This window comes from Xanthomonas cucurbitae, assembly GCF_002939885.1.
In the GTDB taxonomy this organism is placed as follows: Bacteria; Pseudomonadota; Gammaproteobacteria; order Xanthomonadales; family Xanthomonadaceae; genus Xanthomonas; species Xanthomonas cucurbitae.
In genome coordinates, this window is sequence record NZ_MDED01000018.1 from 56,207 (window position 1) to 70,112 (window position 13,906).

A 13,906-nucleotide genomic window follows, 5' to 3' on the forward strand; every position below is an offset into this window, starting at 1 on the left:
CGTGTCGAACTGGCCTTTACTGTCTATCTTGATCTGGCTGCCGATTATCGGTGGCGCCCTGATCCTTGCGTTGCGCAACGCCGAGACCGCCCGCTGGGCGTCCCTCGCGGTGGCGGTGGCGACCTTCGTGCTGAGTCTGCCGCTGCTGGGCTATGACACCGCCAATGACGCGATGCAGTTCATCGAACTGCATGCCTGGATCCCGTCCTACGACATCGGCTACAACCTGGGCGTGGACGGTATTGCGGTCGCGTTGATCGTGCTGACCACGCTGGTGACGGTGCTGGCGCTGATCGGCGCGTGGCGCTCGATCGACAAGCGCGTCAACCAGTACGTGGCGGCCTTCCTGATCCTGGAGGGTGTCACCGTCGGCATCTTTGCTGCCACCGACGCAATGCTGTTCTACGTGTTCTTCGAAGCGATGCTGATCCCGATGTTTCTCATCATCGGCGTCTGGGGCGGCCCGCGACGCATCTACGCGGCGATGAAGTTCTTCCTGTACACCTTCCTCGGCTCGGTGCTGATGCTGGTGGGCCTGGTCTACCTGTATCTGAAGGGCGGCAGCTTCCAGCTCGCCGACCTGTACGCACTGCAGCTGACCGCCAAGGAGCAGACCTGGATCTTCTTCGCCTTCCTGATCGCCTTCGCCGTCAAGGTGCCGATGTTCCCGGTGCACACCTGGCTGCCAGACGCGCACGTGGAAGCGCCAACCGCCGGTTCGGTGATCCTGGCCGCGATCGCGCTGAAGATTGGCGGTTACGGTTTCCTGCGCTTCAACCTGCCGATCGTGCCGGACGCCAGTCATGAATTCGCTTGGTTGGTCATCACGCTCTCGCTGATCGCGGTGATTTATGTCGGCCTGGTGGCGCTGGTGCAGGACGACATGAAGAAGTTGGTGGCGTATTCGTCCATCGCGCACATGGGATTCGTCACCCTGGGTACCTTCATCGCCTTCACCCTGGTGCGCGAGTACGGCAGTACCGACGCTGCCCGCCTGGGCCTGCAGGGCGCGATGGTGCAGATGATCTCGCACGGTTTTGTGTCCGGCGCGATGTTCTCCTGCATTGGCGTGCTGTACGACCGCATGCATACCCGTCGCATCGCCGACTACGGCGGCGTGGTCAACGTGATGCCATGGTTCGCCACCTTCGCGATGCTGTTCTTCATGGCCAATGCCGGCTTGCCGGGGACCAGCGGTTTCGTTGGCGAGTTCATGGTGATCCTGGCCAGCTTCCAGAAACATCCGCTGATTGCGCTGGCTGCCGCCACCACGCTGGTCATCACCGCCGCCTACACACTGTGGCTCTACAAGCGCGTGTTCTTCGGCGAAGTGGCCAATGCGCATGTGGCCGAGCTGAAGGACATCAATGGCCGAGAAGCCTTCGTGCTGGGGGTGTTCGCTGCCGGCGTGCTGGCCCTGGGCCTGTATCCGAAGCCGCTGACCGATCTGATGGAACCGTCGATCGCCAAGCTGGCGACCCAGATTGCAACGACCAAGCTCTGAACCGCTTGCCGTCCGTATTGATTTCCAGGATTTGATGATGACCACGCCAACGCTCGCGCCGTTGACCACCGCTGACCTGGCTCCGCTTGTACCGGAGCTGGTGCTGATCGGCGGCGCCTTTGCCCTGCTGATGCTCGACCTGTTCGTGAGCCAGCGGAACAAGGTCTGGACCCACCTGTTTTCCGTCGCCGTCCTGGCTGTGGTGTTCCTGCTGCTGGCCACCGGCACAGGCGGGCAGGGGGAGATCTTCAGTGGCATGTTCGTACGCGATACCGCTGCCGACGTGATGAAGACCGTGATCGTGCTGGTCAGCGGCCTGAGCCTGGTGTATGGCTGGACTTACCTGCGCGAACGCAATCTCTATCAGGGCGAGATACCGGTGTTGGTGTTGTTCGCCACCGCCGGCATGATGCTGCTCGCCTCGGCTGGTAGCCTGCTGATGGTGTATCTGGGTCTTGAATTGCTTGCGTTGTGTTCGTATGCGCTGGTCGCCTCCAATCGCGACAACGGCTTGGCCACCGAAGCGGCGATGAAGTATTTCGTGCTGGGTTCACTGGCCTCGGGCTTGTTGTTGTACGGCATGTCGCTGGTCTACGGCGCCACTGGCACCTTGAGCCTGGCCGGCATCCATGACGCCATCGAAGGCTCGGGCGAACGCACGCTGTTGCTGACCGGCACCATCTTCATGATTGCTGGCGTTGCCTTCAAGCTGGGCGCCGCGCCGTTCCATATGTGGCTGCCCGACGTCTACCAGGGCGCGCCGGCTCCGATTGCGCTGTTTATCAGTTCCGCGCCCAAGTTGGCCGCCTTCGGCATGGCTTACCGCCTGCTGGAAGTGGGCATGGGCCCGTTGTCGCCGCAGTGGCATCTGCTGATCGGCGGTCTGTCGGCAGCCTCGCTGGTGATCGGCAACCTGATGGCGATCGCGCAGAGCAATCTCAAGCGCATGCTGGCCTACTCGACGGTTTCCCATATCGGCTTCCTGCTGATTGGCGTGGCCGGCGGCGGGGAAGAGGGCTATTCGGCCGCGATGTTCTATGCGGTGAGCTACACCATCATGTCCACCGCCGCGTTCGGCGCCATCATTGCGCTGTCGCGCAATGGTTTCGAGGCCGAGAACATCGACGATTTCAAGGGCCTCAACGCGCGTAACCCGTGGATGGCCGGGCTGGTGCTGTGCATCATGGCGTCGCTGGCAGGCATCCCGCCGTTCCTCGGCTTCTGGACCAAGTTGGCCGTGCTCGGCGCAGCGGTGAAGGGCGACATGCTGTGGCTGGCGCTGGTGGGCGTGATCTGTGCGGTGATCGGTGCGTACTACTACCTGCGCGTCATCAAGGTCATGTACTTCGATGAGCCTGTGGGCCAACCGCTGCCGGCCAACAACGATCGTGTGCTCGGCACCGTGCTTGGCGTCAACGCGCTGGCCTTGCTGGCCCTTGGCCTGGCCTGGAACCCGATCATGGTGTGGTGCCAGCGCGCGTTCGCCGGGCTGGCTTGAGGCCAGGCGTTATGCGAGGCATCGCATTGAAATAGCGCTGTGATAGGTGTTTCGTTTTTGTTGCATTGCGGTTATCATTTGCCGCGAAGTTGAACAGCCACCACGGTGTTCAACAGATGAAAAACTAGGGCTTGCAATTGCCGCTCAAGTTCTTCATAATTCCGCTTCTGCTGCGGGGTGGAGCAGTCTGGCAGCTCGTCGGGCTCATAACCCGAAGGTCGCAGGTTCAAATCCTGCCCCCGCTACCAAGTTTCGAATTGTTGCGTTATTGCAATGATTCAACTTCTTGGATCGTAAGGACGCATGTTCCCGTCCTTGCGCCGACCCTGAGAGGTCGGGCTTTTTTCACGCAAGGGGCCCATCGGGCCCCTTGTTTTTTCCGGAACCGGAAAGTTTGCTGCCGGTTGCTGGGGTTTTACTGGCAATCATCTGATCAGGGCAGTCTGTGAGCGAAAAAGCGACCGAAATCGCGAATCTGCTGAGTCCAACGGTTGAATCCCTGGGCCTGGAGCTGCTGGGCGTGGAATATCTTCCCGCGCCAGGCGGCGCGACCTTGCGTCTGTACATCGATGTACCGCTGGTCGAACAGCCCGAGCGTGTCATCAACGTCGATGACTGCGAGCGCGTCAGCCGCGAAGTGTCTGCCCAGCTCGACGTGGAAGACCCCATCAGCGGCAACTACACGCTCGAAGTGTCATCGCCGGGTGTTGATCGTCCCTTGTTCACCCTTGAGCAGTTCGCGCGCCATGCCGGCGAGTCGGCCAAGATCGTGTTGAAGCTGGCGCAGGACAGTCGGCGCCGCTTCCAGGGCCAGATCGTGCGGATCGAATCCGAGGCAAACGCGGTGGTGTTCGCCATCGACGGCAAGGACGTGCAGGTCGGCTTCGACAATATCGACAAGGCGCGCATCGTGCCCGATTGGGTCGCGTTGGGTCTGGCGCCGCAAAAACCGAATAAGCCCGGCCCGAAAAAACCCGGGCACGACAAGAAGAAACCATCCAACGAGTCGGCGGCTGGCAAGCCGCGCGCGGAGTGACGAAATGAGCAAGGAACTTTTGCTGGTAGTGGATGCGGTGGCCAACGAGAAAGGCGTTCCGCGCGAAGTGATCTTCGATGCGATCGAGGCCGCGCTGGCTTCCGCAGCGAAGAAGCGCTATCCCGACCAGGACGTGCTGACGCGCGTGACCATCGATCACAAGGACGGCAACTACGAGACCTTCCGCCGCTGGGAAGTGGTGGCCGACGACGTGGTGATGGAGTCGCCGGATCGCCAGGTGCGCCTGATGGATGCCATCGACGAAGCCGACGGCGTGGATGTGGGCGACTACATCGAAGAACAGATCGAGAACCCGGATTTCGGCCGTATCGCCGCCCAGGCTGCCAAGCAGGTGATCGTGCAGCGTGTGCGCGAAGCCGAGCGCCAGCAGGTGGTCGATGCATGGAAGGACCGCGTGGGCGAGTTGATCACCGGTGTGGTCAAGCGCGCCGAGCGCGGCAACATCTTTGTCGATCTGGGCGGCAATGCCGAGGCCTTCATTCCCAAGGACAAGGGCATTCCGCGCGACGTGTTGCGTCCCGGCGACCGCGTGCGCGGCTACCTGGCCGAAGTGCGCTCGGAGCCGCGTGGCCCGCAGCTGTTCATCAGCCGCGCCGCGCCGGAATTCATGATCGAGCTGTTCAAGCTGGAAGTGCCGGAAGTCGGCCAGGGCCTGGTCGAGATCAAGGCCTGCGCACGCGATCCGGGCGACCGCGCCAAGATCGCGGTGATTGCGCACGATACCCGCACCGATCCCATCGGCGCCTGCATCGGCATGCGCGGTTCGCGCGTGCAGGCGGTCTCCAACGAGCTCAATGGCGAGCGCGTGGACATCGTGCTGTGGAACGAGAATCCGGCCAACTTCGTCATCAACGCGATGGCGCCGGCCGAAGTGCAGTCGATCATCGTCGACGAAGAAAAGCATGCGATGGACCTGGCCGTGGCCGAAGACCGCCTGGCCCAGGCGATCGGCAAGGGCGGCCAGAACGTGCGCCTGGCCAGCCGCCTGACCGGCTGGCAGCTCAACGTGATGACCGCCGACCAGGTGGCCGCCAAGTCCGAGGCTGAACAGGCATCGGCGCGCCAGCTGTTCATGGACCGCCTGGAAGTGGACGAGGAAATCGCCGCGATCCTGGTGTCCGAAGGCTTCAATACCGTGGAAGAAATCGCCTACGTGCCGGTTGGCGAGTTGCTGGCGGTGGAAGGCTTCGACGAAGACATCGTCGAAGAACTGCGTGCCCGTGCCCGCGATGCGCTGCTCAACGCCGCGCTGGCCGAGGAAGAAGGCCTGGAAGGAACTCAGCCCACCGAGGACCTGCTGGCGCTGGAGGGGATGGACGAGGAGACGGCCTTTGCGCTGGCCGAGCACGGCGTGCGTACCAGCGAGGACTTGTCCGACCTGGCCGCGGACGAGATCGTCGACTTCGGCATCGAGGGCATGACCCAGGAGCGCGCCGCGGCGCTGATCCTGGCGGCCCGCGCCGAGGAGATCGCCCGTTTGGAGCGCGGCGAATGAGCCGGCAATGAACCGCGCCCTGACCCCATCAGGGCTTAGAATCAGCGTTTCCCTTGCTCTGGGCGAGGGGGCGCCAACCAGATCATAGGATCCGAATGTCGCAGCAAACCACCATCCGCAAGCTTGCCGAACTGGTCAACACGCCGGTCGATAAACTGCTGGTTCAACTGGCCGAGGCCGGGATGAAGTTCAGCGGTCCCGACCAGGTCGTGACCAGCACCGAGAAGATGAAACTGCTTGGCTTCCTGCGTCGCACGCATGGCAAGGCCGACTCGCCTGCCGATGCGGCGAGCGAAGCGGCCAAGAAGATCACGCTCAACCGGCGCAAGCTGCAGGAAGTGACGGTCAACGCCGGCGGCACCAAGACCACGGTCAACGTGGAAGTGCGGCAGAAGCGTACCTACGTGAAGTCCGAGAACGAAGGCAGCGGCCGCGCCGCGCCGATGACGCCGGACGAAGAGCGGGCCGACATCCTGGCCAAGCTCGCCGCCTCGCGTCAGCGCAATCTCGACGAGCAGCAGGCATTGGCCGAAAGCGACCGCGTGCGCGACGAAGCAATCCAGCGCAAGCGCGACGAAGAACAGGCCGCCAAGGATCGCGCAGAAGCCGAGCGCAAGGCTGCCGAGGAAGCCGCTGCGGCTGCCAGCGCGCCGGCCCCGGTCGCCGCTGCGCCAACGCCGTCTGCGGCCCCTGCCGCGCGTGCGCCCTCCTCGCCGTCGTCGGCCCCGCGTCCGGCACGCCCGGCAGGTGCGTCGCCCGCATCGCGTCCGGCCACGCCGGCGCGCCCGGACGATCGCAACAACGCGGCCAAGCACAAGACGCGCGGTTCGCACGTCATGGTGGCCGGCGTCGAGGACGACGATGCGACCAAGCGCTTTGCAGGTCAGTTGCATCTGTCTGCGGCCGATCGTGCGCGTCGTTCCAACGTGCGTGGCAAGCCGACCGGTCGTCCGGGTTCGTCGTCGTCGCGTCGCGGCAATGACGGTGGCCGTGGTGGTAACCAGGGCAATAGCGGTCCGCACGGGTTCGAGCGTCCCACCGCACCGGTGGTGCGTGAAGTGGCGATCGGCGAGACCATCACCGTGGCCGACCTGGCGCAGAAGCTCGCGCTCAAGGGCGGCGACGTGGTCAAGGCGCTGTTCAAGATGGGCGTCATGGCGACCATCACCCAGAGCATCGATCACGACACCGCGGCACTGGTGACCGAAGAACTCGGCCACAAGGCCGTTCGCGCCGACAATGCCGACTTCGAGGACGCGCTGCTGGCGCATGCCGAAGACGCGCAGGGCGATGCCGCGCCGCGTCCGCCGGTGGTGACCATCATGGGCCACGTCGATCACGGCAAAACGTCGCTGCTGGACTACATTCGTCGTACCAAGATCGCTTCCGGCGAGGCGGGTGGCATCACCCAGCACATCGGTGCTTACCACGTCGAAACCGACCGTGGCGTCATCAGTTTCCTGGATACGCCCGGCCATGCCGCATTTACCTCGATGCGCGCACGCGGTGCCAAGATCACCGACATCGTGGTACTGGTGGTTGCGGCCGACGATGGCGTCATGCCGCAGACCAAGGAAGCGGTGGCGCATGCCAAGGCAGCGGGTGTTCCGTTGATCGTTGCGGTGAACAAGATCGACAAGGCCGGCGCCGACCCGTTGCGGGTCAAGAACGAACTGCTGGCCGAAGACGTGGTGGCCGAAGACTTCGGTGGCGATACCCAGTTCATCGAGGTGTCGGCCAAGGTCGGGACCGGCGTGGACACGCTGCTGGACGCGATCTCGCTGCAGGCCGAAGTGCTGGAACTCAAGGCGGTGGCCGACGGCCGCGCCAGCGGTACCGTCATCGAGTCCTCGCTGGACAAGGGCCGCGGCCCGGTTGCCACGGTGCTGGTGCAGCAGGGCGCGTTGAAGCGTGGCGATTACCTGGTGTGCGGCATCCAGTACGGCCGCGTGCGTGCGTTGTTCGACGAAACCGGCCATCAGCCGGCCTCGGCGGGCCCGTCGATCCCGGTGCAGGTGCTGGGCCTGTCCGGCGTGCCGGAAGCCGGTGACGACTTCGTCGTGGTTGACGACGAGCGCCTGGCCAAGGACGTGGCGCAGCAGCGCGAGACCAAGCGCCGCGAGTCGCGTCTGGTCGCCTCGGCCACCAACCGCATGGAAGACATCCTGGCCCAGATGGGCAAGGGCGAAGGCCAGCAGGTATTGAACCTGGTCATCAAGGCCGACGTGCAGGGTTCGGTGGAAGCGCTCAAGCAGTCGCTGGTGGCCTTGTCCAACGACGACATCCGCATCAACGTGATCCACTCCGGCGTAGGCGGCATCACTGAGTCCGATGCCAATTCGGCCGCGGCCTCCAAGGCCACGGTGATCGGCTTCAACGTGCGTGCGGATGCGTCGGCACGCAAGATCGTCGAGTCCAACGGCATCGATCTGCGCTACTTCTCGATCATCTATGACGTGATCGACCAGGTGAAGCAGGTGGCCTCCGGTCTGCTCGGGGTGGAAATCCGCGAAGAGATCATCGGTATCGCGCAGGTGCGCGATGTGTTCCGCAGCTCCAAGTTCGGTGCGGTTGCAGGCTGCATGATCATCGAAGGCGTGGTGAAGCGCAGCAAGCCGATCCGCGTGCTGCGCGACAGCGTGGTGGTGTTCGAGGGCGAGCTGGAATCGCTGCGCCGTTTCAAGGAAAACGTCGAGGAAGTGCGCAACGGGACCGAGTGCGGTATCGGCGTGAAGGCCTACAACGACGTCAAGGCCGGCGACCAGATCGAGTGCTTCGAGCGTATCGAGGTTGCCCGTACGCTGTAATGGAAATCGGGGCCTGCGGGCCCCGATTTACCGCGCTGGCGCATGGCGTCACGCACGTTCTGCAAGGCGAGGGCGGCATGGCCGCCCGCGTTCGTTTTTGGCTTCGGTGCCATCTGGCCCTCCGAATCAACCAGGTCCACGACCATGCCAACCAAATCATTCCATCGCACCGACCGCGTTTCCGCGCAGGTGCGTCGCGACCTCGGCACGATCGTGCACGCGGCGGTGCGCGACCACGGCCTGCCGTCGGTCAGTGTGTCCGACGTTGAAATCAGCCGCGACCTGGCCCATGCCAAGGTGTTCGTCACTGCGTTGCAGCAGGAGCGCTCGGCCGAAGCGGTCAAGGGGCTGAAGGAAATCGCCGGGCAGCTGCGCACGCAACTGGCGCGCGCGATGAAGCTGCGTCACGTGCCCGAGCTGCATTTCCACTACGACGACTCGGTCGATCGCGGCGAGCGCATCGACAACCTGCTGCGTGACCTGGACGACGTCGGCCCCGCTGCCGCGTCCAGCGACGCCGACGCCGACGCCGCCGAGCCGCGCTGAGCGCGGCGTCACACGGGCCGCCCACGCCGCGGTCGTGATCTTCGCAGGCACGTCATGCCCTGATTCGAGCATCGATCCTTTGAAATCCCGCATCGTCTATCGCCCGCTGCACGGCATCCTGTTGCTGGACAAGCCGGCCGGGCTCAGTTCCAACAATGCCTTGCAGGCCGCGCGCCGCCTGCTGCGGGCAGAGAAGGGCGGCCACACCGGCAGCCTGGATCCGCTGGCCACCGGCTTGCTGCCGTTGTGCCTGGGCGAGGCCACCAAGATCGCCGGGCTGCTGTTGGGTGCGGCCAAGGCCTACGACGCCGAAGTGGTGCTGGGCGTGACTACCGATACCGACGATGCAGATGGCGAGGTCTTGCGCGAGCGTGCAGTGCCGGCGCTGAGCGAAGACGCGTTGCGTGCGGCCTTGGCTCCATTTATCGGGCGCATCCAGCAGCAGGCTCCCATTTACTCCGCGCTCAAGCAGGGTGGTGAGCCGCTGTATGCCAAGGCACGCCGGGGCGAGATGATCGAGGCCCCGGTGCGCGAGGTCGAGGTGCATGCGATCGAGTTGATCGGCTACCAGGCGCCGCGTCTTCAGCTGCGCGTGACCTGCGGCTCCGGCACCTATATCCGCAGCCTGGCCCGTGATCTGGGCGAAGTGCTCGGCTGCGGCGCGCATATCGCCTCGCTGCGCCGGCTCTGGGTGGAGCCGTTCCGGTCGCCACAGATGATGACCCTTGAAGCGTTGAGTGCGGCATTGGAATCGGGGGCGCGGGCGGAAGATCTGCTGCTGCCGATCCAGGCCGGTTTGGCCGATTTTGCGCAGATCACCTTGGACCAGGCCCATGCGACCCGGTTCCGGATGGGCCAGCGCCTGCGTGATGACGCCTTTCCTGCGGGCCAGGTCGCCGTGTTCGGCCCGGACGGAACGCCTTCGGGACTAGGCCTGGTGGACGAACAGGGCCGGTTGTCGCCGCAGCGGCTCTTCAACGGGCTGAACGATAATCCCGGTTGTTAAGGTTTAGTCAACTTGTCCCTGCGGCCGCACGACGTTACACTTTCGCGGCCCCGAATCGGGGCACCTCTGCGCCACGCGCGCTCATCCCAAGCAAACGGCGAGTCCGGCGGTGCGTCATGCACGTTCCTGTCGACCACGCATCTATCGAGAACACATCATGTCTGTCGACACCCAGAAAGTTATTGAAGACAACAAGCGCAGCGCCCAGGACACCGGTTCGCCGGAAGTGCAGGTCGCGCTGCTCACCGCACGTATCGAGCTGCTGACCGGTCACTTCAAGACCCACAAGAAGGATCACCACAGCCGTCGTGGCCTGCTGCAGATGGTCAACCGTCGCCGCAGCCTGCTCGATTATCTGAAGAAGAAGGACAACGATCGTTACAAGTCGTTGATCGAGAAGCTCGGCCTGCGCCGCTGATCGAGTCCTACCGCCGCGGCGCAGCGATGCGCCGCGGTTTTGTTTTGGTCTTTCGCAACAATGTCATCGCAGCAGTTACGTACATGGGCCGGAGCCTCCCGGCCGCCCGTTCTCGGCATGGGTCGACGACGGTCCAACGCAGACAGTTACACCTAAGGAAAAAACCTCCGTGGCAAAAATCACCAAAACCTTCCAGTACGGCAAGCACACCGTCACCCTGGAGACGGGCGAAGTCGCTCGCCAGGCGAGCGGTGCCGTCATCGTCAAGATGGACGACACCGTACTGCTGGTCACCGCCGTCGCCGCAAAAACCGCGCGCGAAGGGCAGGACTTCTTTCCCCTGACGGTCGATTACCAGGAGAAGTTCTATGCCGGCGGCCGCATCCCGGGCGGCTTCTTCAAGCGCGAAGGACGTGCGACCGAGAAGGAGACGTTGATCTCGCGCCTGATCGACCGTCCGATCCGTCCGCTGTTCCCGGAGGACTACAAGAACGAAGTGCAGATCATCGCCACCGTGATGTCGATGAACCCGGACATCGATGGCGACATCGCCGCGCTGATCGGCGCATCGGCTGCGCTGTCGCTGGCCGGTACCCCCTTCAACGGCCCGATCGGCGCCGCCAAGGTGGGCTACAAGAACGGTGAGTACATCCTCAACCCGACCATCACCGACCTGAAGGATTCGCAGCTGGAGCTGGTGGTCGCCGGTACCGCCAATGCGGTGCTGATGGTGGAATCCGAAGCGGCGCTGCTCTCGGAAGAAGTGATGCTGGGCGCGGTCACCTTTGGTCATCGCGAACTGCAGAAGGTCATCAACGCGATCAACGAACTGACCGTCGAAGCCGGCACCAAGCCCAGCACCTGGGTGGCCCCGGCCAAGAACACTGCGCTGATCAACGCGCTGAAGGAAGCGGTCGGCACCCAGCTGGCCGGCGCCTTCCAGGTGCGCGACAAGCTGCAGCGCCGTGACGCCATTTCTGCCATCAAGAAAAACGTGTTGGAGTCGTTGGCCGGCCGTGTGGCCTCCGAAGGCTGGAATTCCGCTGAGCTGTCGAAGGAATTCGGCGAGCTTGAATACCACACCATGCGCGACTCGGTGCTGGACACTAAGGTGCGTATCGACGGCCGTGCACTGGACACCGTGCGCCCGATCGCGGTGCAGGCCGGCGTGCTGCCGCGTACCCACGGCTCGGCGCTGTTCACCCGCGGCGAGACGCAGGCGATCGTGGTCACCACGCTGGGCACTGCCCGCGACGGCCAGGTGATCGACGCGGTCAGCGGCGAGTACAAGGAAAACTTCCTGTTCCATTACAACTTCCCTCCGTATTCGGTGGGCGAGTGCGGTCGCTTCGGTGCGCCGAAACGTCGCGAAATCGGTCACGGCCGCCTGGCCAAGCGCGGCGTGCTGGCGGTGATGCCGAGCCTGGAAGAATTCCCGTACACCATCCGCGTGGTCTCGGAAATCACCGAGTCCAACGGTTCGTCGTCGATGGCCTCGGTGTGCGGCTCCTCGCTGGCACTGATGGACGCCGGCGTGCCGGTGAAGGCACCGGTGGCAGGTATCGCCATGGGCCTGGTGAAGGAAGACGACCGCTTCGTGGTGCTGTCGGACATCCTGGGTGACGAAGATCACCTGGGCGACATGGACTTCAAGGTGGCCGGTACTGCCGAAGGCGTGTCCGCGCTGCAGATGGACATCAAGATCGAAGGCATCACCGAAGAGATCATGAAGCAGGCATTGCAGCAGGCCAAGGCCGGCCGTCTGCACATCCTGGGCGAGATGTCCAAGGCGCTGACCACCCCGCGTCAGGAGCTGAGCGACTACGCGCCGCGTCTGCTGACCATCAAGATCCACCCGGACAAGATCCGCGAAGTGATCGGCAAGGGCGGCTCGACCATTCAGGCCATCACCAAGGAAACCGGTACGCAGATCGACATCCAGGACGATGGCACGATCATCATCGCCTCGGTCAACGCCATCGCTGCGCAGGCGGCCAAGTCGCGCATTGAGCAGATCACCTCGGACGTGGAGCCGGGCCGCATCTATGAAGGCAAGGTCGCCAAGATCATGGACTTCGGTGCGTTCGTGACCATCCTGCCGGGCAAGGACGGCCTGGTGCACGTCTCGCAGATTTCCAGCGAGCGCGTGGAGCGGGTCGGCGACAAGCTGAAGGAAGGCGATCTGGTCCGCGTCAAGGTGCTGGAAGTGGACAAGCAGGGTCGTATCCGTCTGTCGATCAAGGCAGTGGAAGAGGGCGAAGGCGTGCAGGCCTCGGCCGAGTAATCGCTGCAGGTCGATGCATCACAAGAAAGCGGGCTTCGGCCCGCTTTCTTGTTGTGTGCTTGATTCCTTCTCCCATCGGGAGAAGGTGCCCCGTAGGGGCGGATGAGGGTACGGACGAAGCCAGGTGCAGTTGGAACGGAGCAAAGGCCTCGTGCCCCGCCCCCTCCCCCCCGGCGGGAGGGGGCTTTGAATCCTGGCTCACTCAGGCTGTTGCGTCGGCACAGGCTGCGTTTCCAGGCGCGGCGGTACGACGCGAGGGAAGCCGGGCGGCATCGTTTGTTGCGCAGGCGCGGTGCCGGGTGTCGACAGCGGCGCCGTCGGTGCCACCACTGCGGCATCAGGACGCAGCTTCAACAATGCAGCCCAATCGCGACGATTGAAATCGCACAGCTCTTCGTGCGTGGGCGTGCATTCGCTGGCGATGCCGAGGCCGTCTTCGCCCTGGTCCTGGCTGTTGTTGGATTGTGGCGTGGGCAAGACCACGCGGCCGGCCCGGTCCAGCGGCATCTTGCGCATCATCACCGTGTTGAAGACATTGCCGCCGATCAGGTACAGCGTGCGGTCGCCGCCGACGTTGGCGGCCACCACCACATCGCAATGCGACTGCCAAGGCATCGGCGCACTGCCGCCAAGCGCGGATTTCAGGCCGGCGTAGCCGAGCGCCACGCTGCGCCCGCGCAGCAGGCATAGCATGTCGCCGGGAGCGGGTTTTTCCACCGCCGGGTCGGTGAACTGGTAGGGGCCGGTGGCGCCGTCGTCGTAGGCACTACGGATGTAGTCCAGATGGCGCGCCGAGCGATGGAAGCCGCTCAGTCCGGCTTGCGTCATCACCCAGGAAATGAAAGCGGCCGACCAGGGATTGTCCACCAGGAACGCGCGGCAATCGCTGGCTGTGTAACGCGTGCCATCCAGTGCGGCGCAACTGGATGCTCCCGGCTGGCCGTTCATCGAAGCGAGCGTGCCGCTCTCGCGCCAGTAGCTGGCCACGCGCTGCCAGGCCACCAAGCCGTGGTCGGCCAGATAACCGGATTCCGCTTCAGTCACGCCCAGGTTGGCCAGGCGGCCCTTGGTGTCGATGAAGGGGCGTTGCCACAGGCGATGCTCGTTGCAGGCGCTGCGCACGATGGCGATGGCGGCCGGGCTGGTGCCGAAGCGTGGCGGAACGTCGCACACTTCCGCCGCAGCGGCGCTGCCCCCCAATCCTGCAAGCAGCACACAGATCCACGGCCAAGGTCTTGCAGTCATCGAACGTCCCGCACGAAATCTCAATGGCTGCAGGCTGCCAGAGCGG

10 protein-coding genes and 1 tRNA gene are annotated in these 13,906 nt (G+C 64.1%); 10 read left to right on the forward strand and 1 reads right to left on the reverse strand.

Annotation, left to right across the window (positions count from 1 at the left end):
- Position 1 precedes the first annotated feature (1 nt).
- From XcuCFBP2542_RS11150 to pnp, 10 genes are all read left to right on the forward strand, one after another.
- On the forward strand, positions 2–1,504 hold the full coding sequence (locus XcuCFBP2542_RS11150; protein ID WP_104603639.1) for an NADH-quinone oxidoreductase subunit M: 1,503 nt from the start codon (positions 2–4) through the stop codon (positions 1,502–1,504).
- Between the two features lie 37 nt (positions 1,505–1,541).
- Positions 1,542–3,002 (forward strand): NADH-quinone oxidoreductase subunit NuoN, encoded by a 1,461-nt coding sequence (nuoN, locus tag XcuCFBP2542_RS11155; protein WP_104603663.1) that lies wholly within the window; start codon positions 1,542–1,544, stop codon positions 3,000–3,002.
- A gap of 171 nt (positions 3,003–3,173) precedes the next feature.
- Positions 3,174–3,250, forward strand: a tRNA-Met gene (locus XcuCFBP2542_RS11160).
- Between the two features lie 197 nt (positions 3,251–3,447).
- The gene (gene rimP, locus XcuCFBP2542_RS11165; RefSeq protein WP_104603640.1) at positions 3,448–4,038 is read left to right on the forward strand and encodes a ribosome maturation factor RimP; all 591 of its coding nucleotides are present in this window, start codon (positions 3,448–3,450) and stop codon (positions 4,036–4,038) included.
- 4 nt (positions 4,039–4,042) lie between these two features.
- A complete protein-coding gene (gene nusA / locus XcuCFBP2542_RS11170) occupies positions 4,043–5,554 on the forward strand; it encodes a transcription termination factor NusA (protein ID WP_104603641.1) in 1,512 nt (503 codons plus the stop codon).
- Positions 5,555–5,649: 95 nt separating this feature from the next.
- Positions 5,650–8,361 carry a translation initiation factor IF-2 gene (gene infB / locus XcuCFBP2542_RS11175; RefSeq protein ID WP_167526874.1) on the forward strand — a complete coding sequence of 904 codons (2,712 nt, stop codon included), beginning with the start codon at positions 5,650–5,652 and terminating at the stop codon, positions 8,359–8,361.
- 144 nt (positions 8,362–8,505) lie between these two features.
- Entirely contained in the window at positions 8,506–8,907 is a 402-nt protein-coding gene (rbfA, locus tag XcuCFBP2542_RS11180; RefSeq protein WP_104603643.1) for a 30S ribosome-binding factor RbfA, read from the forward strand.
- A gap of 79 nt (positions 8,908–8,986) precedes the next feature.
- Entirely contained in the window at positions 8,987–9,913 is a 927-nt protein-coding gene (gene truB, locus XcuCFBP2542_RS11185) for a tRNA pseudouridine(55) synthase TruB (protein ID WP_104603644.1), read from the forward strand.
- Positions 9,914–10,070: 157 nt separating this feature from the next.
- Positions 10,071–10,331 carry a 30S ribosomal protein S15 gene (gene rpsO / locus XcuCFBP2542_RS11190; RefSeq protein ID WP_005991399.1) on the forward strand — a complete coding sequence of 87 codons (261 nt, stop codon included), beginning with the start codon at positions 10,071–10,073 and terminating at the stop codon, positions 10,329–10,331.
- Positions 10,332–10,500: 169 nt separating this feature from the next.
- Positions 10,501–12,615, forward strand: a complete 2,115-nt coding sequence (pnp, locus tag XcuCFBP2542_RS11195; RefSeq protein ID WP_104603645.1) for a polyribonucleotide nucleotidyltransferase — start codon at positions 10,501–10,503, stop codon at positions 12,613–12,615.
- Between the two features lie 198 nt (positions 12,616–12,813).
- Here the strand turns inward: pnp and XcuCFBP2542_RS11200 are convergent, their stop codons facing one another.
- A complete protein-coding gene (locus XcuCFBP2542_RS11200; protein WP_104603646.1) occupies positions 12,814–13,860 on the reverse strand; it encodes a DUF2272 domain-containing protein in 1,047 nt (348 codons plus the stop codon).
- Positions 13,861–13,906: the final 46 nt, after the last annotated feature.